We start from the raw sequence: 21,928 nt of genomic DNA, 5'->3' as shown, positions 1-21,928 counted from the left end.
CAAATACAAATGCTTTTATGTCATGTTGCACATTAGTTTGTTGCCCAAACAAACTAACTTATTTTCATCTTATATAACCTCATCAGTATTTTCAATATTTTTTTTTAGTTTTTTACGAACACATTAGATATAATAAAGGTTGGATTCGCTATGTACTGCGTTTCGCACGATAACACAGAACGTTCAACTTAATTTAAAGATTATACAAATGGAGTGGATGAAGTGGATATCGCTGATCAAGCCTTTGTCAAAAAAGTTAACCAAAAGTTATTACTAAACGAAATACTTAAGAATTCTCCTATTTCAAGAGCAAAATTATCTGAAATGACCGGATTAAATAAATCAACTGTTTCGTCACAGGTAAACACATTAATGAAAGAAAACCTCGTATTTGAAATAGGTCAGGGACAATCAAGCGGCGGCAGAAGACCCGTCATGCTTGTTTTTAATAAAAAAGCAGGATACTCCGTAGGAATAGATGTTGGCGTGGATTATGTTAATGGCATTTTAACAGATCTTGAAGGGACGATCGTCCTTGATCAACACCATCATTTGGAATGCAATTCTCCAGAAATCACTAAAGATATTTTAGTTGAGATGATTCATCACTTTATTGCAAATATGCCGCAATCTCCATACGGTCTTATTGGTATAGGGATATGCGCGCCCGGGCTGATTGACAAAAATCAAAAAATTGTTTTCGCTCCGAACTCCAACTGGAGAGATATTGACTTAAAATCTTTCATCCAAGAAAAGTTCAATGTGCCCGTTTTTATTGAAAATGAGGCAAATGCCGGCGCATATGGAGAAAAAGTATTTGGTGCTGCAAAAAATCACGATAACATTATTTATGCAAGTATCGGTACAGGAATAGGGATCGGCGTTATGATCAACAATCATTTATATAGAGGGGTTGGCGGATTCTCCGGAGAAATGGGACATATGACAATAGACTTTAAGGGTCCTAAATGCAGCTGCGGAAACCGAGGCTGCTGGGAATTGTATGCTTCAGAAAAGGCTTTAGTAACATCTCTTCAGACGAAAGAGAAAAAAGTGTCCAGCCAAGATATCATAGACCTCGCCCATCTGAATGATGTTGGAACTTTACAGGCATTACAGAATTTTGGTTTCTATTTAGGAATAGGCCTGACCAATATTTTAAATACATTTAATCCGCAAGCCATCATTTTAAGAAACAGCATCATTGAATCGCATCCTATGGTTTTACATTCAATTAAAAGTGAAGTGTCATCCAGGGTTTATTCCCAGCTAGACAATAGCTACGAGCTATTACCATCTACCTTAGGAAAAAATGCACCCGCTCTAGGAATGTCCTCTATTGTTATTGATCATTTTCTCGACATGGTTCATAACTGAAATGTACATACTTCTATGTTTTGCGCTCATCTTTAAAGATGGGTTTTTTTATTCTAGGCGTATTTCTGAATCAATACTGACATAGGCACCTTCTAATATGAAAAAGGAGTTCTAAAATAGAAATCTCCTTTTTCATGTGCTAATTACTTTTCTTTATAACGAAAATATCTGAAGTCGGCCGGAATATGATGACCGCTCGTATCTTGGCACTGCATCCCAACAAAAGCTCCTGTAAAGAATCCTCCTCCGCGGATGTAATCATCTGATAATTTTTTCGATTCCAATGCAATGTCGATTTTGTGCCAATCTTCTTTGTTAAATGAATACAAATAATAATATTTTTCGTTTTCAATATTCACTTTTAAATAGACATACTTGACTTCACGAGGAATCACAATTTTATTTTTTAATGGCTGTGAAAAAGAAAAGTTATCACATATCGTTAATTCAAGAATACGGCCAAGCTCTTCATCATACGTGACTTGAAGAGCCGTCCAGTTCTCTGTATTGTAATAGTTCACCAAACCAGCGGCTTGCTGAAAATTTTCCGGATAAAACGCAACAGCCGTTTCCGCTTCAAAATGGAGACTTTGCCAGCGTCTGGCTACAAATGCCTGAGTAAATGTCGAAGTTAAGGATTCATGGCCGTATAATCGTAAATGATTTGGCACTTGAGTTAATGATCCTAATTTCTCCGTAAACGGAATTCTTAACGTTTGAAAATTAATATTTAATGTTGCATCCTCAAATTCATCAACTTCCGGATACGTGTCTTCAAACATTGTTTCTGGTATAGAAGGTGCATCCACTTCCAAGCTCCCTTCTTTTCCGCCTTCTACATAAGGCCAGCCATCTTTCCAATAGAGCTTTTGAATAGCTGTTTCTCTGCCCAGAGGACAATATCCTCTCTGCTGAAAAATTGAATCATCGTCCGGATGAATGGGACGTCCCGTTAAATGAGCTAAATACCACTCGCCTGTATGTGTTTGTACAATGGATGCATGTCCGCATTTTTGCAGCGGATTTTCCGGCGCATGCCATGACGTTAAGATAGGATTATCAGGATGAACTTCATATGGACCCTCAATATTTGCAGAACGGGCAATTGTAGCAGCATGTTCGAACCGAGTTCCTCCTTCTGCGGTTAATAAATAATAATAGTTCCCGATACGGTAAAGGTGCGGCGCTTCTGTCAGCTTTCTTTCAGTTCCTTTAAAAATCACTTTCGGTTTGCCGATTAGTTTTTGCTCCTTATCAGAATATTCCTGCATGACAATGCCTCCAAAGGAGTGCCGATCAATACGCTGATCCCATAACATATTTAATAAATATTTTTTCCCATCCGTATCATGGAACAAAGAAGCATCAAATCCCGAGCTGTTTAATGTGATCGGCTCCCCCCAATCACCATTAATCGTGTCACAAGTCACTAAATAATTGTGACAATCTTTCCAGGCGCCATCTACGACCTTAACATCCGTATAAATCAGCCAAAACTTTCCGTCACTGTAACTTAAACATGGCGCCCAGACCCCGCCTGAATTAGGGTTTCCTTTCATGTCTAATTGCGAAACTCTCTGTAATGGATGTGCAACCAACTGCCAATTGATTAAATCTTTTGAGTGGTGTATCTGGACTCCCGGAAACCACTCAAATGTAGATACAGCGATATAATAATCCTCTCCAACCCTGCAAATACTCGGATCGGGGTTGAATCCTTTAAGTACTGGATTGATAATCTTCATTTTGAACTCCTCCTCAGCTATTTTCTGTTGACTCATCATGTTTTAAGCTTTGAAATCGTCAATATGATCCAAATAAACTTTGTCTCTATTCTCTAATTCTCGAACCATGCTTTTATATTTTTTCTCATCTAAGTTATAGAAATTAATATCAATCATGGCCAGAACCAGTAAGAACACGGGAATAATGGTTGCTGTAATTAAAATTCCCGTCAATGCCTCCGGCGTTTGCACCTGATTTGCCACATATCCAAACTGATCTAGAACCAAACCCGGTACAACCCCTCCCAAGGCCATGCCGAATTTAAAGAAAAATCCGATAATAGCATATATGAGACCGCCCATTCTTTTCCCGGTCTTATACTCTCCATATTCTATTGTTTCAGGAATAAGCGCCCACATATACCCCCCGGCAGTGAGACTTCCTGCAGCGGCCAGCAATCGAAAGAAAAGTATGAGGAATACATTACTTGACGGAACGAACAGTAAAGCTAAGAGGCCGATCATATTCAGTAATAATGCATAGTTTAGTAATTTCTTCTTCCCTAATAATTGATGAAGCTTTGGAATAAACGGTAAAATGACTAAAGCAGGCAAACTTCCCAACAAACCGTACCACTTCACTAAATCTGCTCTTTCTAAATTATACGTTACGTAATAGATGCCAACCGAATTACTGATTGAATTCACTCCAAAAATAATAATAAAGAAAATACTTAATACAACTAGAGGCCGATTAACACGAAACTGCTCAAATATATCCGAAAATTTAATTTTTTCTTCGGATTTTTGAAGCGTGACACGCTCTTTTGTGCTTTTAAAACAAAAGATTAAAAGGCACCCGCCTATAACTCCCATAATACCCATGGTTAGCTGCCAGCCAAGAGATTCGCTGCCGGAAGTATCGCTTAAATAAGCAGCCAGTAAGGGAACAAAAAATGCAACGACAAGTCCCCCAAGATTCGCAAATAACATACGGACAGACGTTATACTAACAACTTCTAGATTATTTCTGGTCATTGCAGATGTTAACGCGCCATATGGCACGTTTATCATGGTGTATGTAAGCGATAAGCCGACATAGGTGATATAGGCATATATTAATTTCCCCATATCCGAAAAATCCGGGGTTGTAAAACAGAGTATTGCCAATATGACAAAGGGAAAAGCTCCGAATAAAAGATACGGTCTGAAGCGGCCAAACCTGCTATTTGTTCTGTCAACTATTGTTCCGATAAAAGGATCAGCGAGAGCGTCGATGATTCTAACCACTAAAAACATCGTACCGGCTGTTGCTGCCGATAAACCAAAAACATCTGTATAAAAGAACAAAAGATACGTAGACACTGTTGCATAAATTAAATTACAAGCAAAATCTCCAGACGCATATCCAACTTTTTCAACCATGCTGATCTTCTTTACATTTTCACTGAGCATGATTTCTCCCCTTTTCGATCCTTTACATAAGGAACATGATGAATGGTATAACATTTCTTTAAAATTATCAGCCAGTGAGCGGCGTATAAAAGCGCTTTCAAAAAATGACAGCGGTTTACTTTCACAGAGCATTTTCAACATCCAAATGGTGATCAGATAGCAGTGAACAGGATAAAAGCTTGGCTTTCGCTTTTATATACCTCCAATTAAATCGAGCCTCTTATCCCCCTCCCATTTAAGACCTTTACATGATGGACAATTAAAGTGGTTTTATTAGTTTGTTGACCGAACAAACTAACTTGATTTCATATTATAAAATCTTTTCTGCTTTTTCAACTCTTTTTTCAGAGAATTTAAAACCGATCAAAGGACATACCATGTTGTAATTGCCGACTGCTTCGACAGACGTTAAGTAAAAACCCCCTGTGTCACCTGACTGACTTATTAAATGATAAGCACTTCCATCATCTTGTGTTTAGAAAAACGTATTAAGAAACATGCACTAGAAAAAATGCGAATCATATATAAGTGATATCCCGTTTAATTGGTTGAGGAGGATATGATGAAACCTATGCTGCCTTTTGAAAAATATTTTGGGGATTTAGAACTGGTTTATGCATTTTATGGAGCTATGCCTACCGGTGTTACTGTTTCAGAAACTGGTCGTATTTTCATTTGTTTTCCGAAATGGGGAGACGATGTTAAATTTACGGTGGCGGAGATAATTGGGGATAAATTGCAGCCTTATCCTGATTTACAAACCAATTTGGTTAACCCTGAGAATATCAAAATGACTTTCATCAGTGTCCAAAGTGTAGTTACTGATGGAAGAGGAACCCTTTGGGTACTAGATACAGCGGCACCCAATTTTTCTGAACCAATTAAAGGCGGGGCAAAATTAGTCGCTGTTGATTTAAAAACCAATACAATCAGAAGAGTTTATACCTTTACAGAAGATGTTGTCCTTCCAACAACTTACCTGAATGATGTCCGATTTGATTTTCGTGTTGGAACTGCAGGTTATGCCTATATAACGGATTCTTCTTCCAAAGGACCAGGCGCTATTATCGTCGTTGATTTAGAAACCGGAAACGCATTTAGACGGTTAAATGGAGCAAATCCAACTTCACCGGATTCCTATTTTATACCGAAAATAGAAGGCAAAATTTTGATGAATCGTAACAGGGATGGTTCAACTTCCCCGTTTAGGCTGGCATCCGACGGTATTGCGATCTCTCCTGACGGAAAGGTATTATTTTTTTGTCCACTGACCAGCCGTCATCTGTTCTCAATCTCAACAGAAGCCCTGAGAGATAGAAATATACCGGACATGGATTTACTTTATCATGTGGCGTATTGGGGAGAAAAAGGCGCGTCTGATGGAATGATTACAGATGCAAAAGGAGCCATTTATGCCGGAGATTATGAGAACAATAGTATTCGAAAGATGCTGCCGAATGGCACAATGGAAACCATCGCACATGATCCGAGAATTTTATGGCCGGATACTTTTTCGATTGGTCCGGATGAATACTTATATGTCATCGTGAACCAATTACATCGGCAGGCTAGATTTCATTATGGAAAGGACTTACGACAGAAACCTTATAGTTTACTTCGTATCAAAATTGATGAATTTCCTGCTCCTGCTTTTTGAAAATAAAAATGGCCGGTTCATTTAGCCTTCATCCTAAACCGAATAAGGGATTACAATAAATACGTGTCCTCAATTATGGAGTTAGATTCATAACTTCAATTTTTTTGGTCATATTTTGGTCAAGGACTAAAATATCGACCTCTTAATCTTATGACAAAACCAAAAAATCCCCCTGACACCAATAGTGCCAAGGGATTGAGAGATTAATACTGAGACATGTATTGTTCGCGCTCCCAAGGGTGAACTAATGCTGCACCTGTGATAAAAAGAAAATCATTTAACAAAATCAGCAGCATGAATGCGAATATTTTTTTCGCGTTTACACCGCCTTAGAAAGAGAATGACGCTGATTTGATATATGAGTTCAGGTCTACTTATAGTGTGCGCCGCATATCGCTTGCAAACAAACATCGGACAATATTCCCCCCCTGTAATGGCCCTTTCGTATGAGTAAAGCAATGATCTTTCAAACAATGCTGACAAAGATAATTGTCTCGTATCAATGCAAGTTGTCTTGTTCGTTTCCAATCTATTGATTTATAAAAAATTGTTATTGTTTTGTTTCTTTCTGTTGCTGTGTCTTGTGTGCATCACAGTATCGGTCACGGGTGAAGCTAAGGCACCCAGGGGCTGCGCATATTCTTAGAGATTTACGTGGCAATAATATCACCTCTTTAATTGCTAAAAAAATGCTCTTTTTAAAGAGCATTAATTTTGTAGATATTTTGTTATATTGTTTATACAATGCGTTCCTTTTGAAATAGCCCAACCAACACTGAAATCATTCACACCTAATAAACCAAGATCAATATCTCTATTAATTGTTATGATTGTTTCTATTTCTTCACGAGTTTTTCTACTAATTATATTATTTGCAACTAAGGAGTTTAGTGCTTTATATATATCGCCTTCTATTTTAAGCTCTTCTTTTTGACAAAGATCTTCGACGAGTTCAAATATTCTTCGGGTAATTTTATCTAACTTCTCCTGAGAATTAACTGGTTCTATGACAGTTAATTCATCTGAGTCCTCTACTTTAAATTTTGTTTTGTAGTTGGATAAGTCTTCTCTTACATCTTCACTTACATCTGAATTTAAAGACGTTATAAAATCTTTTGGGGTAATATGTGCAAAATCCTTACCAGTTTGTATAAAGAATTCTTCAATTAATTCACGCCTTGCAACTATGGGGTTTTCATTATTATCCTTATAGACCCAATCACTTTTTTTATCCCCACTAACAAAAACCACATCAGTGTCCAGTTGAAGAATTGAAGACCATATAATAAAATCTCCTGAACTATTTTCCTCTTTAGGATTATCTCTATATCCCGGCGGAATTTTATTTTTAAAACGTTCTTCAGCCTCTTTCATCAGATCCTCATCGGTTTTTCCATCCGGTGGGAAAATAATCGTCTCTTGTGCAATTTCCAGAATACTGTCCAAGAAATGGTCTTCATAAAAAAGTTTTTTTAGATGGTCTCTTAGCTCAACTAATCCATCCTTATATTCTTTAAGGGCACTATGATGATTCTCTTGTAGAGTCTCAATATTCTTAAGGATATCTTTTCCTTCAAGCATGGGAACACGTTCTCTTATTGGATTTTTGTCTCTTTGTAACTTAGATATGACCTGGTCTATATCATTCATTCGTTGTTTAATTTCTTTTGTTCTATTCTTAGAAAATTCCTTTATAACTTGTAAAGGAATTCTAAGTCTATCTTCACCTTTTAATCGCTGTAAAGTTGTTAAAACTTTATTAACTGTTACTTCTCTCCACTGATAAGCGGCTAGTAAAACGTTAGTATCAATTACAATTGTCGCATCTTTTAGCAACTCAGAAGCTGGTTTTGGTTGATATAAGTATCGTTTCCAATCCTTCATTCATAACTCTCCTACAAAATTTTTCATTCTTATATATTATCGGTTAAGCATATCAAAAAGAAACCAATCGCGAAATTTGTCGAACGATTCCCTTTAAATCACATATTTATTCTTTCTAAACTGCCACCGCACTCAAGCCGTTAACCGTTAATAGTCTATCCTGAGATTTACCGGGATCAGTTTACAGAGACCATGAAAAAGCACCCTATAAAGGGTGCTGAATCTATAATGATGCTTTATTGATTTAGAAGCCATTTTATACGTTCAACTGAAGCTATGTAGTGTAGTATTATTAAACAAAAAAAGATAATACTAACTGTTTTTAAATCACTAAAGTAAATCGCCGCAACAGCTATTGCGAAGATCAGTAATTCAATAATCAATCTTATAACTCCATTTACGGCTATTACAGTTTGACCACTTCGGCTTGGATCGTTAGGTACTGCAAATACAGTCCAAATTAGCATTGCTAATATCGGTAATACTAAAGTTAAAACATATCTTAAAAAACCATTGAAATGACTCCAAGCAAATAACCCGATAAAGATTAGTGCAGCAACTTCAAGCAAAAATCTTAGAAGTAAATTAATTTGGTTCAAATTATTCAGCTCCAAATACTCTAATTCTTTGGTGACTATTACTTCAAGGTTATTTGTTCAATTTCTTTAATAGATTCTTTTAAATGGTTTGAGCTTTTTTCTAGATGTTCAATTATCCCTTGTAATTCTTCGGTTCTTTCTTTTTCAAATTCTTCTGATACAGTATTGGTTACTTTTCTTAAAGCAATGTCCTCATCAATTAATTTTTGTATTATTTTTGAAAGTCTATACTTCTCTTGATGTTTCAATTTCTTCACCTCCCACCTTATTATCGGTTAAGGATCGTGACAAAGGAGCTATTTGCGGAATTTGTCGAACGAAAAACTACTCAAATACATATCCTAAGAAAATTCAATATAAGACCGTGAAACCTTTTGCAATCATCTATTAAAAGATACACTCTATTTTGCTTTTTATTAATATTAAGGTTCAAAAAAATAATTGAATCTTTATCTTCTTTATTTCTAATAACCCGATTATTGTGCACAATAATATTTCTAATTCTATTCCAGTGCCTTATTTTATTCCATTCAGGTGTATTTTTTAAGTCTCTAACTTGAACAACCTTAGTTAAATACAAAACAGCTCTTTCAATACCATTTCCTGATATATCTTTTAGATCGATCTTATAACCATGTTTTGTTTTATAAGCATTGCAAATTAAATTAAGAAAGTATTCAAAATCACCATATATTCCAGTAAATAACGCACTGGAAACAGAAGGAATTATAATCGGCTCTATTAATAAATGTTCACCGTTTGAATTGTTTCTAGCCTCAACATCTTCTTTTGTTTTTTCATAAAAATACTTAAAGGTTGTTTCGTAATTCTGAAATGTCGATGCAATATCCATATAAACAGCGAACAAGTCACTAGATAAATCATTTCCTTTACTTACGGCATCTTGTACAAATGAAAACTGATCCAAGTTAATCCCCTCCTACCTTATTATCAATGAAAGGAAAGGACAATGGAATAGTATGCAGAATTTGTCTAAAAAAGTTTAGGCAATCTAATCTTTTACGCCCTTATGTTAATCACTTTTTAAAGATTGATCTCACCCATACTCCGAGAGGAAGCCAAGTATAGCAAGATCGCACAATGAAACACGATATCACTATTCTCCCGATACGGACGCCTCAGACTAGCTGCTATCCAGGTTCAGAATGCTCCTCTCGTTTTGGCTTCATTCCTCAACACCTTTGTTCCGTATCCGAATTCGTCTTGATAAGAGAAAGACGCTTTAACCGTATATTTCGATAAGTTTTATTTATCGCATTTCGTCGATAGGTTAAGTTTATCGAGATTTCAAACATAAATAATCCCCCTTTTTGTCCCCTAAAATGTCCCCTGTTTTGTCGGGAATTTGTCGCTTATTTTTCGTTTTACACCCAAATAAAATAAACAAAAAAGAGCAGACCGAAGTCTGCTCCCTTAAAAAGTTTATGATTTGTCATTATCAGATAGCCTTAGAACCGTAATACTCAACAATATTAAGCCTATAAACGTGCCGTATTTTCCGGTATCTATATCTGTGAGTGGAGCTACAATATATTCAATCAGGAATATAATAATAGCTATTGAGACTAATATACGATTCATTTGACATTACCGCCTTAATAATTAACCATTTCTCCAAGGTGCAACAACAGGGGTACCAATTATCCAATTATAAGAAATTCCGTACTTCCATTATTGGATACTTTTTTTATGGCATACTTACCAGCAAACATTGCCCCTGCAATTGCTCCAGCATATACTGAAATCCCAGGTATTTTTTTATCAATGCTGCTATCCCGGCGATAGCCCCTGCCATATCATCAGCATCCTCAACAATATCTAAGAATTTTTTAAATACACACGAATTCATGCTCACCTTGACTATAGGAATTGCTACCGAAACACCTTGTTTCCCTCTACATTTCACTAGAGTTGATGACATCTCACTTGATTCATCGGAAATATTAACTGTAGCAGAATCGACTAGTGTTCGATGGCCATCAGTTAACAAATATTGATCAACTTTAATCGACTCTTTAGAGGTTCCTTTATCTAGAGTTTTTTGATCAATAAAATACTGTATTCCGCCATATTCGATTGTATAAGATGCTTCACCTTCAGACTGACTTATAACATTCATTCCAGAAACATTGGTTTTTACCTTTTCATTCATCGATGTCTTAGTTAAGTTATTAAACTTGTTAAGAAACCAAAAAATCCCCTGACACCAATAGTGCCAAGGGATTGAGAGATTAATACTGAGACATGTATTGTTCGCGCTCCCACGGATGAACCTGTGTGCGGAACATATCCCATTCGATTTCTTTTGCTTCGATGAAGTGTTCGAACAGGTGCTCGCCGAGCGCTGCAACCATGACTTCGTTTGATTTGAATTCGTCGAGAGCTTCCGCCAGTGTCGCCGGAAGATCTACGATGCCGTTTTCCATGCGCTCTTCTTTGCTCATGACGTAGATGTTGCGGTCAATCGGAGCCGGTGCTTCAAGTTTATTTTTGATTCCGTCAAGGCCTGCTGCAAGCAATACGCTTAACGCCAGGTACGGGTTTGCCGCCGGGTCTACGCTGCGGACTTCAACACGCGTGCTGATGCCGCGGGAAGCCGGGATACGGATCAGCGGGCTTCTGTTTTGCGCGCTCCATGCCACGTAGCAAGGTGCTTCATAGCCCGGAACAAGGCGTTTGTAAGAGTTCACTGTCGGGTTTGTGACAGCCGTAAAGCTTGTCGCGTGTTTTACGATACCGGCAATGAAATGTTTTGCTGTTTCACTCAGCTGAAGATCAGCGTCTTTATCAAAGAATGCGTTAACGCTATCTTTAAAGAGTGATAGGTTGCAGTGCATACCGGAACCGTTTACGCCGAACAGCGGTTTTGGCATGAATGTCGCATGCAGACCGTGTTTGCGGGCGATCGTTTTGACAACCAATTTGAAAGTTTGGATGTCATCACAAGAACGGATGGCACCGGCATATTTAAAATCGATTTCGTGCTGGCCCGGAGCAACTTCATGGTGAGATGCTTCGATTTCAAAGCCCATTTCTTCAAGCTCAAGCACGATATCGCGGCGGCAGTTTTCTCCCAAGTCAGTCGGAGCCAGGTCGAAGTATCCGCCTTTATCGTTCAATTCAAGCGTCGGTTCGCCTTTTTCATCTAATTTAAACAGGAAGAATTCAGGCTCAGGTCCAAGATTGAAATCGCTGAAACCGAGTTCTTTCATTTCTTTCAGAATCCGTTTGAGGTTGTTACGCGGGTCACCTTCGAACGGCGTGCCGTCCGGATTGTAAATGTCACAGATGAAGCGTGCTACTTTACCTTTTTCAGCCGTCCATGGGAAGATTACAAATGTGTTCAGATCAGGATATAAGTACATATCAGACTCTTCGATACGGACGAAACCTTCGATGGAAGAACCGTCGAACATGCATTTATTATCAAGTGCTTTTTCAAGCTGGCTCACAGGAATTTCCACGTTTTTAATCGTTCCGAGAATGTCTGTGAATTGAAGGCGGATATACTTTACGTTTTCCTCATTTACTAATTTTACGATGTCTTCTCTTGTGTACTTTGCCATTTCGTAAAACTCCTCCTCTAAAAGGTAAATGTATATAGCAAAACAGTTGCTAACGGATTAATGAAAGAATCGGGACATGTCACCTTGGCGGAAAGTATTTCCCCGTTGGAAACGGCCTGCCTGCATCAGTTCGTTTTTCAGAAGCTTTCTGAGTTCGTCATCAGACAGATCGTGCTTCATCGGTTTGGCGGTTTTTTCGGATTTTTCTTCCGGTTCGGCAGATGCCTTATCCAAAATTTGTTTGATCCCCGCCATATTAACGCCTTGTTCAATCAGATTTTTGATTTCTAACAGTTTATCTACATCATGGAATGAAAATAATCGTCTATTTCCTTCGCTTCTCGCTGGAAATATCAATCCATTTTCCTCATAATATCGAATTTGCCGGGCAGAAAGTTCTGTTAACTGCATGACAATCCCAATTGGAAATAAAGGCATTGAGCGGCGAATGTTATCACTCATCTCAATTTCCTCCTTTTCTTATCTTAGTCTCATTATAGGTGATGTTATATTTTGTGTCAACACAATGTAAGGAATCTTAACATCGAATTCTTTGAAAATTGCAAACGGCCTAGATCAGCTCTTTTTCCATTAAAGCATTTACGGCGCTGCAAATCGCATTTTTCACGTGCGCGTAGGTTAATCCTCCTTGGACATACGCGACATAAGGCGGTCTGATAGGTCCATCTGCTGATAATTCAATGCTTGCCCCCTGTACGAAAGTGCCCGCTGCCATAATGACATCGTCTTCATATCCCGGCATATAGCTCGGATAAGGCGTCACATGCGCATTAATCGGGGAAGCATATTGTATCGCCTGGCAAAAAGCGATCATCTTATCAGGGTCCTGAAACTCAACTGATTGAATCAGATCCGTTCTCGGCGCATTCCAAGCAGGGTTTGACGTAAAGCCGAGCTTTTCAAGAAAACGGGCGGTAAATACCGCTCCCTTCAAGCTTTGCGCCACTACATGCGGAGCGAGAAAGAAACCTTGATACATTTCCTGCAGCGAATAAAGCGAAGCCCCGGCTTCACTTCCGATTCCCGGGGAGGTCATCCGGTAAGAGCAGGCTTCAATCCACTTGGCTTTCCCTACAAGGTAGCCGCCCGTTTTAGCAAGGCCGCCGCCCGGGTTTTTAATCAGGGAGCCGGCCATAAGATCCGCTCCGACGTGGCAGGGTTCCCGCTCTTCTGCAAATTCTCCGTAGCAATTGTCCACAAAAACAATGACATCTTCTTTGATTTCCTTTACGAAACGAATCATCTCTTCAATTTCATTTATTCTGAAAGACGGACGATTCGCATATCCTTTTGAACGCTGGATGCCGATCACTTTTGTGTTCGGCAGGATTGCAGCCCGGACCGCTTCAAAGTCCACTCTGCCTTCTGATGTTAAATCGACTGCATTGTATCCGATTTGAAATTCCTTAAGCGAGCCTGAATACTCCCCGCCTCTTACTCCGACGATTTCCTCGAGTGTATCGTAAGGCTTGCCTGTTATATAAAGCAATTCGTCCCCGGGTCTCAGCACACCGAAGAGCGCGATTGAAATCGCATGCGTTCCGGAAATGATTTGCGGCCGCACGAGTCCCGCCTCTCCTCCGAACACATCAGCATAGATCTTCTCCAGTGTATCTCGTCCGATATCATCATAACCGTATCCGGTTGAAGGCGTAAAATGCGTATCGCTTACTTTATGTTTTCTGTAGCTTTGCAGGACTCTCCATTCATTCCGTTCACTGATTTCTTCTATTCTTTTATGAACGGCGGAGATTTCCGCTTCTGTTTCTTCGGCGGTTTTTTGTAAAAGAGCGCCGTGGGTCAGTGTGTCAAACATGTTGTGTATACCTTCCTTACATGAATTTCTTCAGTTCTCCGAGTATGCTTTGTTCTTCCTGTACATAACCTGAGACTTCGTAGCGTTCATTTTCGTCATTAAAATAAAGGCTGTCGATCATGGTCTCTGATTTGATGCGTGACATCAATTTGCCTTCGGCGGCAGGCACATGAACTTCATACGGCGTCATCAGCTCCCGGCGCAAATAAGCTTCGATTTCCGCTTTTAGTTTTGCTTCATCCCCGGCGATTCTGGCGCTGATCATGATGTGGCCTTCTCCCGCTGTCGGGATGAAGTCAGGAAGTGTCTCATCACGTTTGTTATAAGCGGTCAGCACCGGAATATCATCTGCCTCAAGCTCTTTTAACAGACCGAGGACAGTCTGTTCATGCCCGGCATAATCTTCATTGGATGAATCAATGACATGAATGATCAAGTCTGCTTCCTTCACTTCCTCAAGCGTTGAGCGGAAAGCGGCAATCAGCGTCGTCGGCAGATCCTGAATGAAGCCGACCGTATCAGACAAAAGGACGCTGTAGCCGCTTGGGAGCGCCATCTTTCTCGTCATCGGATCAAGTGTTGCAAACAGCAGATCTTCTTCATAGCTGTCTGAGCTCGTTAATTGATTGAACCATGTTGATTTTCCGGCATTGGTATACCCGACGAGCGCAGCCTGAAGCACGCCGTTCTTTTTTCGTCTCTCCCGATAACGGCTTCTGTGGCGGATAACCGTTGAAAGCTGCACGTTAATTTCGTGTATGCGGTTTCTAATGTGGCGCCGGTCTGTTTCAAGCTTTGTCTCACCGGGCCCTCTCGTCCCGATTCCGCCGCCTTGTCTTGAGAGATTGATTCCTTGTCCGCTCAGACGCGGCAGCGCGTATTGAAGCTGGGCCAATTCGATCTGAAGCTTTCCTTCTCTCGTCTTCGCCCTTTTTGCGAAAATATCCAAAATTAGCTGCGTACGGTCGATGATCTTCGCTTCAATTGCAGTGGCGAGTGATTTAAGCTGGCTCGGTGACAGTTCATCATTAAAAATGACCAGATCTGCTTCAAGCTCTTCACACAGCGCCTTCAGCTCGTCTACTTTCCCCTTGCCTATATAAGTAGCGGCATCCGCTCTGTTCCGTTTTTGCGTAATCCGGGTCAGCACCGTTCCGTCAGCCGTTTTTGTCAATGAAGCAAGCTCTTCCATGGAATGTTCAAAGTGCTCATCTGTCATGTGCGGAAGCTGGCAGCCGACCAAAATGACCGTTTCTTTTTTTCCTTCCTGTTCGTTCAAATGGATGTTCCTTTCTGTGTCGTATTGGGCAGTAGTACTATCATACCAAACCCGCAGGGCGTATACCACACATCCGGCGGGTTTTAAAGAGAGAAATAAAAAAGAGACCCCTCAGACCGGCTGAGAGGTCTATTCGTGAGCTGCCGCCTCATCTTTTATAAGTAAATCCTGGCTCTTGATCGTCATTAAATCGTTTTTTAAATATTGGTCTCCCATTAAAAGTCTCATGGCCTGAGCGCGGATCGATTTTTCAATCACGTTTCTGACAAAGCGCCCGTTGCTGAATTTAATGGGGCTTGTCGTGCTTTTCACTGTCATTAAGTAATCTTTTAACTTCCACTCGGCTTCCTGGCTTAATTGATACTCCCGCTCTGCTATCATGCGCTTTGCGATGTCCATCAGCTGAGTGACAGAGTAATCCGGAAAGTCGATGCTGATAGGGAAACGCGATTGCAGACCGGGATTTAATGACAGGAAATGTGTCATTTCTCTGGAGTACCCTGCCAGGATCAGAATAAATTCATGCTGTTTGTCTTCCATATGCTTGACAAGCGTATCAATCGCCTCTTTACCGAAATCCTTTTCTCCGCCCCTTGCAAGTGAGTATGCTTCATCAATGAATAAAATGCCCCCGAGCGATTTTTTAATCAGATCTCTCGTTTTTTGCGCCGTGTGTCCGATGTATTCACCGACCAGATCGGCACGTTCCGCTTCGATCAGATGTCCTTTGGAAAGCACGTTCATTTCGAAGAAAAGCTTGCCGATCAGTCTCGCGACGGTGGTTTTCCCGGTGCCGGGGTTCCCTTTGAACATCATATGAAGAGCTTGTTTTCCGACTTTCAGCCCTTGTTCGGCCCGTTTTTGGTTGACGAATATCCACGCGTAAATTTCTTTAATATTGCGTTTCATTTCTTCCATACCCACTAATGTGTTCATTTCTTTTTCAATTTCTTTCAGAATGCTGTGTTTGGCTTCATTTTTTTGCAGGGCGGCCTGATATTCCGCCTCAGCTTCTGCATTTGTCAGCACTTGCTTTTGGCCATTAAGAATGATGTTAATTTGTCCGTTATTTTTATAGGTTACAGCGCGCTCCAACATGCTCACCTCTCTGTTCTCTCTTTATCTTACTCATGATGAAGCGGTTCCGTGACATCCGCCTATCATCATGAGAACCGTTTTCCTCTTTATCTGTCACTTTTTCCGTTCTCTTCGGGAATGATGTTGAATCCTGCGCTTTCCCGAGAAATATTTTTCATTTCTTATTGTATTCAACAGAAACGGGAGGACAAACCATTTATTTTTATTTTCCGGGAAATGTTGGGTATGTTTCTCATTTTTCTCATGAATGACAGCCGTACAAGCACCTTTTGAATCTCATCATATGCTGTAATGAGGTGATGGAGAATGGTTAAAATTTTTATAGACCCCGGTCATGGCGGAACTGATTCAGGTGCAACCGGAAACGGACTTCAGGAAAAAGCGGTCACGCTGGAGATCGCGCTGGCTTTGCGCACGATTCTGACGAATGAGTATGAAGGAGTTTCTGTCACGATGAGCAGGACAAGCGATAAGACGGTCAGCCTGACGGAAAGAACGGATGCCGCCAACAGCTGGGGCGCAGATTATTTTTTATCCATTCATATTAACTCAGGAGGCGGAACCGGATTCGAAAGCTATATTTACCCCGGTGTCGGAGCGCCGACCTCGACTTACCAATCAGCCGTCCACACGCAAGTGATTCAAGCATCAGGTTTTAATGACCGAGGAAAAAAAACAGCCAACTTCCATGTGCTGCGGGAGACAAGTATGCCGGCGATTTTGACGGAGAATGGTTTTGTTGATACGTCAGCTGATGCAAACAAACTGAAAACAGCCAGTTTTATTGAAAGCCTTGCAAGAGGACATGCCAAGGGCTTGGAGCAAGCTTTCGGTCTAAAAAAAAAGGCTGACTTATATAAAGTGCAAATCGGTGCATTCAAAGTGAAAGCAAATGCTGATGCGCTTGCCGCCGATGCGGAGTCTAAAGGTTTTGACGCGATTGTGCTTCCAAAAGGCGGCTTATTTAAAGTGCAGATCGGCGCATTCTCTTCCAGAGATTATGCTGAAGCGTTGGCAGCGCGGGCCGAAAAAGCCGGATTTGATGCCTTCATTGTGCAAGACTAAATGAAAAAACCCCTGCTCTCCCTTTTTTGGGACGAACAGGGGTTTTTTGTTATTGAAGTATATCGGCGACAAACTGAGACCAAGCTTCAAGACGCTGATACACATTTTCCTCTTTCAGTTCGCTCAGTTTCATCCAGCGCCCGGCGATTTGATCTTTTTCTTTCACTTCGACTTGTGCCGCAGACGCTAACTGGAGCGCAGAAAGGATGCCGATATGCACCTTCCCTACATCGTTTTCATCATCATTGATCAGGCCGAGTGTGACAATGTTTTGTTTGTCCTCCTCGCGAATGTACAGTTCTTCCGCCAGCTCCCGGTCGGTATTCTGTTTCAGCACTTCCGAAAATGAAGCCGCCCCTTCCATAGGGTTCATGTGTCCGCCGAAGCCGAGAGAAAGCTTATTATGGAGGCGTGATTCCCCTCCGCCCGCGAGCCGTTCATACACAAACACCTCATCATCGCGGCGGATGACGACATACGGAATCGGCTGTTTAAATCGCGGGTCCTCTTCCGCGTCGCCTCTTCTGATTTCAAAAAAATGCGCCTCAATTTGAGCCATAATTTTTACGATACGTTCATCCTCGCTGTTGACTCCCTGAAATGTCAGCATTTCGTTTTGAAAAACGTCACTCCGCGGTGCAGCCAAGATGATTTCATCCATTTTATTCATGCCCGTTCCTCCTGTCTTACCTCTCCATCCAAGCCAAAAGAGCAGATATTATATCTGCTCTTCATCTTGGCCAAAATAAAAATCTTCGTCCTTAATCGGTTCTACCGTCGCCTTTTTGTAGCCGTTCCCTTTCATAGAGAAGAAATCATGTGATTTTGTTTTGGTGTTTAATCCGTTTAATACAATCGGATTAATATCCTCTTCTTCAAAGTAAGGATCGAACCCTAAGTTCATCAAAGCTTTATTGGCGTTATAGCGGATGAATTTCTTTACATCGTGTGAGAGTCCGACTTGATCGTACAAGTCCTCTGTATATTCAAGCTCATTTTCATATAACTGATTCAGAAGGTCAATCGCAAATTCACGAAGCTCTGCTTTTTTCTCTTCTGTCTGTTTATTATAAATTTCCTGAGCAAGGAGACCGACATACACGCCGTGAATCGCTTCGTCACGAAGGATCAGGTTAATGATCTCACCGCTTTGCATCAGTTTTCCTTGTCCGTAGAAATATAACGGATAATAGAAACCGCTGTAGAAAAGGAAGCTTTCCAGATAGACGGAAGCAACCATCGCTTTGAACAGTGAAATTTCATCATCTTTTTGAATGGCTTTGTAAAGCCCGACAATCATTTGCGCTTTTTTCTGCAAATATTTATTTTGTTTAACCCATTCAAATACTTCATTAATCGTTTCAGTCGGAGCAAGCGTCATAAAAATATTTGAATATGATTTTGCGTGCACCGCGTTTTCCATCATCGCCATGAAATTAAGAACCGCTTTTCGCTGATGGCCTTCGACGTGCTCGGCCACAATCGGCATGCCCGTGTTCCCCTGCTCTGTATCAAGCAGTGTCAGGCCGGCGAGCACCTTCATGTACGTATCCTGCTCATTTTTACCCAAATACTTCCAAGTGAGAAGATCGCCGTTTAATGCGATCTCTTCGGGAAGCCAAAACTGCTTTACGTTTTGGTTGTAAAACATTTGGGTGAAATCATCTTCATGCTTTGACCAGTTTGCTGCGTCATAAATTTTTGTCACTGTAAACTCTCCTTTAATCAAACGACACAAGAAAGACAGCTGTCCTGCCCGGTATCTTTCGTTCTTGCATAGTAAATGGTTTTGATGCCTCTATGGTGGGCATACAGATCAATACGATTCAGATCACGAGTTGTCATCGTATCTTTCAAAAACAGGGTAAAGCTGATTCCCTGATCGATATGCTGCTGGATTGTCGCGATCATATCCACCACTTTGAACATGTCCATATCATAAGCTTCTTTGTAGAAGAACCAGTTATTAGACGCTAACCCCGGCATCGGGTAATACGTTTTTGAATTTCCGTATGTTCTTTCTTCGATCCGTTCCATGATCGGCATAACGGACGCCGTGCTGGATTGGACGTAGGAAATGGAGCCTGTCGGCGCGATGCACAGTCTGTAGCTGTGGTACATGCCGTTTTCAGCGACAAACGCCTTCAGCTCTTTCCAGTCTTCGATTGTCGGAATGTGCATGCCTTCAAAGAGCGCAGCGATTTTTTCGTATGCCGGTGAGAACTCTTTTTCGATGTATTTATTGAAATATTCTCCCGTTGCATAAGTGGAGCCTTCATAATGCTCAAACGTTTCGCCTTTTTCTTTCGCAAGCTCAGCTGAACGCTGAATGGAATAAAAGTTCACCATCATAAAGAACGTATTCGCGAAATCTCTTGCTTCCGGGCTTTCATACGCGATGCCGTTTTGGGCCAGGTAGCCGTGAAGGTTCATGGCGCCTAAACCGATGGACTTCATCGCTTTGTTCGCGCGTCTGACTGCCGGCGCGTTGCGGATATCCGTCGTCTCAGATACATGAGTCAGGGAATCCGTCGCGAGTTTCACCGTGCGCTCAATCGATTTATGTTTCATGACATTCAGTATATTTAATGAACCAAGGTTGCAGGAAATGTCCAAGCCGATTTCGTCTTCCTCGTCATAATCTGTGTAAGCCGAAACCTGTGACGCCTGAAGCACTTCAGAGCAAAGGTTCGAGAATTTCACTTTTGATACGTGGTTATTCGCGTGCTCTTTGTTTACGTTATCCTGGAACATAATGTACGGATAGCCTGACTCAGAACGGAGAACGGCAAGCTTTTCAAGCAGTTTGCGCGCATTCACTTTTTCTTTTTTGACACGCGGGTTGTCGACAAGCTCCTCATACATCGCCGTCATGTCCATTTCGTCCATATGCTGGCCGTATTCTTTATAAATCGTATGCGGATAGAATACATAAGCCGCTTTATCCTCACGTGCAAGCTCAACAAACTTATCCGGAATGACGACACCGATAGAAAGCGTTTTGACGCGCACATCTTCATCCGCAGAAATCTTTTTCGTATCGAGAAAATCATTGATATCGCGGTGGAAAATATTTAAATACGCCGCGCCTGAGCCTTGTCTTTGGCCCATTTGGTCAGCGTAACGGAACGCATTATCAAGAAGCTTCATGACGCCTACAACACCTTTTGTGGCGTTTTCAACATCTTTAATCGCTTCGCCTTTCGCGCGAAGCTTGGACAGATTAAGAGAAACCCCGCCGCCCAATTTAGACAGCTGCATGGAAATATCGATCGCCCGTGAAATATCGTTTAAGGAATCGTTGACTTCGAGCAAGAAGCAGCTCACCAGTTCTCCGCGGCGTTTTCTGCCGGCATTCAAAAATGTCGGTGTACTCGGCTGATATTCCTGATTGATCATCAGATTCACATATTCTTTTGCTTTCTCAGTGTCGCCGTTTGCGAAGAACAGCGCAACGATTGAGATTCGGTCCTCATAACGCTCGAGGATTCTTTTCTTGTCATTCGTTTTCAAAGCATAGTCATTATAAAATTTAAACGCACTCATGAAGGAAGGAAAACGAAACTTCTTTGCGTAAGCTGTCTTAAACACTTCTTTAATGTCTTCAAAAGAGTAAAGGCTTAAGAATTCCTCTTCGTAGTATTGGTTTTCAATCAAATAATCCAGCTTCTCTTTTAAATCGTGAAAGTAAACTGTGTTTTGATTGATATAGTCAACAAAATAGCTATGTACAGCCTCTTTATCTTTATCAAACTGGAATTTTCCATCTTGTTGGATCATGATTTCGTTATTTAACTGGATCCATTTTGGCACTTGATTTTGTGACAACTCTTTCTACCTCCTGAGTAAACAATTCAACGTCTTTAGATGTGCCGCTGAGTTCAAATTTGTGCAAGATCGGCACCTGATATTGTCTTGAAATGGTATCGGCGCTTTTTGCAAAGTTATCGCCCCATACTTTGTTGCCGCTCGCAGCGACTCCTAATAAGAGATGGGCGTATTTTTCGAGAAATGATTGTGTTGATGCCGGTACCTGGCCGAAGTTTGTCGTGTAGGTGACCAAAACAAACGGAGTGTCCACGTGGTCCGTTTCGTCCACCTTGCGGATCAGCTGGAAGTCTGTTTTATTCACAAAACGCTGAACATTCCCTGTCTTTGAATCAAATATGATTTGAACCATCCTTATCACGACCTATCAAAAATAATGAATCTCTTAACACTATATATAGTATACTAACCTCTCAGAAAAACACAACATATTGAGATCGATTTATAAAAAATTCATATTTTTGAAAGAGCGGACTTTGGCTCTAGCCCGATTAACGCCCAAAAAAGAGAGCAGAACGAGAATCATCTCTCATCCTAC

The 21,928-nt window shown here is 40.8% G+C and carries 19 protein-coding genes and 1 pseudogene; 3 read left to right on the top strand and 17 right to left on the bottom strand.

Annotated features, from left to right (window positions below; genetic code table 11):
• The first annotated feature begins 222 nt into the window (after positions 1-222).
• Positions 223-1,377: a transcriptional repressor XylR gene (gene xylR, locus BXO87_RS05160; RefSeq protein ID WP_038458105.1), complete on the top strand. Its 1,155-nt coding sequence runs from the start codon at positions 223-225 to the stop codon at positions 1,375-1,377.
• Positions 1,378-1,520: 143 nt separating this feature from the next.
• On the opposite strand, the gene xynB is transcribed toward xylR, so the two are convergent.
• Together xynB and BXO87_RS05150 are read right to left on the bottom strand one after the other, a co-directional pair.
• Positions 1,521-3,122, bottom strand: a complete 1,602-nt coding sequence (gene xynB, locus BXO87_RS05155) for a xylan 1,4-beta-xylosidase (protein WP_038458102.1) — start codon at positions 3,120-3,122, stop codon at positions 1,521-1,523.
• 42 nt (positions 3,123-3,164) lie between these two features.
• Positions 3,165-4,556, bottom strand: a complete 1,392-nt coding sequence (locus tag BXO87_RS05150; protein WP_038458099.1) for an MFS transporter — start codon at positions 4,554-4,556, stop codon at positions 3,165-3,167.
• A 562-nt stretch (positions 4,557-5,118) separates the two neighbouring features.
• On the opposite strand from BXO87_RS05150, the gene BXO87_RS05145 reads away from it, so the two are divergent.
• Positions 5,119-6,213 (top strand): L-dopachrome tautomerase-related protein, encoded by a 1,095-nt coding sequence (locus BXO87_RS05145; protein WP_032866014.1) that lies wholly within the window; start codon positions 5,119-5,121, stop codon positions 6,211-6,213.
• 449 nt (positions 6,214-6,662) lie between these two features.
• Here BXO87_RS05145 and BXO87_RS20950 read toward each other — a convergent pair.
• The 11 genes and pseudogenes from BXO87_RS20950 to spoVK form a co-directional block, all read right to left on the bottom strand.
• Positions 6,663-6,874 (bottom strand): annotated as a pseudogene (locus BXO87_RS20950) (HNH endonuclease); the annotation flags it as partial.
• A 47-nt stretch (positions 6,875-6,921) separates the two neighbouring features.
• The gene (locus BXO87_RS05135) at positions 6,922-8,097 is read right to left on the bottom strand and encodes a PIN-like domain-containing protein (RefSeq protein WP_038458096.1); all 1,176 of its coding nucleotides are present in this window, start codon (positions 8,095-8,097) and stop codon (positions 6,922-6,924) included.
• A gap of 236 nt (positions 8,098-8,333) precedes the next feature.
• The gene (locus BXO87_RS05130; protein WP_032875241.1) at positions 8,334-8,705 is read right to left on the bottom strand and encodes a YrdB family protein; all 372 of its coding nucleotides are present in this window, start codon (positions 8,703-8,705) and stop codon (positions 8,334-8,336) included.
• A 29-nt stretch (positions 8,706-8,734) separates the two neighbouring features.
• Positions 8,735-8,944 (bottom strand): hypothetical protein, encoded by a 210-nt coding sequence (locus BXO87_RS05125; protein ID WP_025851137.1) that lies wholly within the window; start codon positions 8,942-8,944, stop codon positions 8,735-8,737.
• Positions 8,945-9,024: 80 nt separating this feature from the next.
• Positions 9,025-9,624: a hypothetical protein gene (locus BXO87_RS05120; protein WP_032875001.1), complete on the bottom strand. Its 600-nt coding sequence runs from the start codon at positions 9,622-9,624 to the stop codon at positions 9,025-9,027.
• 780 nt (positions 9,625-10,404) lie between these two features.
• The gene (locus tag BXO87_RS05115) at positions 10,405-10,869 is read right to left on the bottom strand and encodes a hypothetical protein (RefSeq protein WP_228842177.1); all 465 of its coding nucleotides are present in this window, start codon (positions 10,867-10,869) and stop codon (positions 10,405-10,407) included.
• Positions 10,870-10,948: 79 nt separating this feature from the next.
• Positions 10,949-12,283, bottom strand: coding sequence for a type I glutamate--ammonia ligase (gene glnA, locus BXO87_RS05110; protein ID WP_007410365.1), 1,335 nt, complete (start codon positions 12,281-12,283; stop codon positions 10,949-10,951).
• 57 nt (positions 12,284-12,340) lie between these two features.
• Positions 12,341-12,745: a transcriptional repressor GlnR gene (gene glnR / locus BXO87_RS05105; RefSeq protein ID WP_007611631.1), complete on the bottom strand. Its 405-nt coding sequence runs from the start codon at positions 12,743-12,745 to the stop codon at positions 12,341-12,343.
• Between the two features lie 109 nt (positions 12,746-12,854).
• Complete coding sequence (locus tag BXO87_RS05100) at positions 12,855-14,120, bottom strand: methionine gamma-lyase family protein (RefSeq protein WP_038458091.1); 1,266 nt, start codon at positions 14,118-14,120, stop codon at positions 12,855-12,857.
• Between the two features lie 16 nt (positions 14,121-14,136).
• Entirely contained in the window at positions 14,137-15,399 is a 1,263-nt protein-coding gene (gene hflX, locus BXO87_RS05095) for a GTPase HflX (protein WP_038458089.1), read from the bottom strand.
• A gap of 129 nt (positions 15,400-15,528) precedes the next feature.
• Positions 15,529-16,497, bottom strand: coding sequence for a stage V sporulation protein K (spoVK, locus tag BXO87_RS05090; RefSeq protein ID WP_015417523.1), 969 nt, complete (start codon positions 16,495-16,497; stop codon positions 15,529-15,531).
• Positions 16,498-16,803: 306 nt separating this feature from the next.
• Between spoVK and BXO87_RS05080 the strand changes: the two genes are divergently transcribed.
• Positions 16,804-17,562, top strand: a complete 759-nt coding sequence (locus tag BXO87_RS05080) for an N-acetylmuramoyl-L-alanine amidase (RefSeq protein WP_020955856.1) — start codon at positions 16,804-16,806, stop codon at positions 17,560-17,562.
• A 49-nt stretch (positions 17,563-17,611) separates the two neighbouring features.
• On the opposite strand, the gene BXO87_RS05075 is transcribed toward BXO87_RS05080, so the two are convergent.
• Genes BXO87_RS05075 through nrdI form a run of 4 tightly spaced genes read right to left on the bottom strand, consistent with a single transcriptional unit; the run spans position 17,612 to position 21,742 of the window.
• The gene (locus BXO87_RS05075; protein WP_032874993.1) at positions 17,612-18,232 is read right to left on the bottom strand and encodes a hypothetical protein; all 621 of its coding nucleotides are present in this window, start codon (positions 18,230-18,232) and stop codon (positions 17,612-17,614) included.
• Positions 18,233-18,280: 48 nt separating this feature from the next.
• The gene (gene nrdF, locus BXO87_RS05070; RefSeq protein ID WP_012117608.1) at positions 18,281-19,270 is read right to left on the bottom strand and encodes a class 1b ribonucleoside-diphosphate reductase subunit beta; all 990 of its coding nucleotides are present in this window, start codon (positions 19,268-19,270) and stop codon (positions 18,281-18,283) included.
• A gap of 17 nt (positions 19,271-19,287) precedes the next feature.
• Positions 19,288-21,390: a class 1b ribonucleoside-diphosphate reductase subunit alpha gene (gene nrdE, locus BXO87_RS05065; protein ID WP_007611605.1), complete on the bottom strand. Its 2,103-nt coding sequence runs from the start codon at positions 21,388-21,390 to the stop codon at positions 19,288-19,290.
• Entirely contained in the window at positions 21,350-21,742 is a 393-nt protein-coding gene (gene nrdI / locus BXO87_RS05060) for a class Ib ribonucleoside-diphosphate reductase assembly flavoprotein NrdI (RefSeq protein ID WP_003154061.1), read from the bottom strand. The genes nrdE and nrdI overlap by 41 nt, the downstream gene beginning before the upstream one ends.
• Between the last annotated feature and the right edge of the window lie 186 nt (positions 21,743-21,928).

The organism is Bacillus sp. GZB (genome assembly GCF_001975995.1).
Lineage (GTDB): Bacteria > Bacillota > Bacilli > Bacillales > Bacillaceae > Bacillus > Bacillus velezensis.
This window is presented reverse-complemented; position numbering and strand designations above follow the sequence as displayed.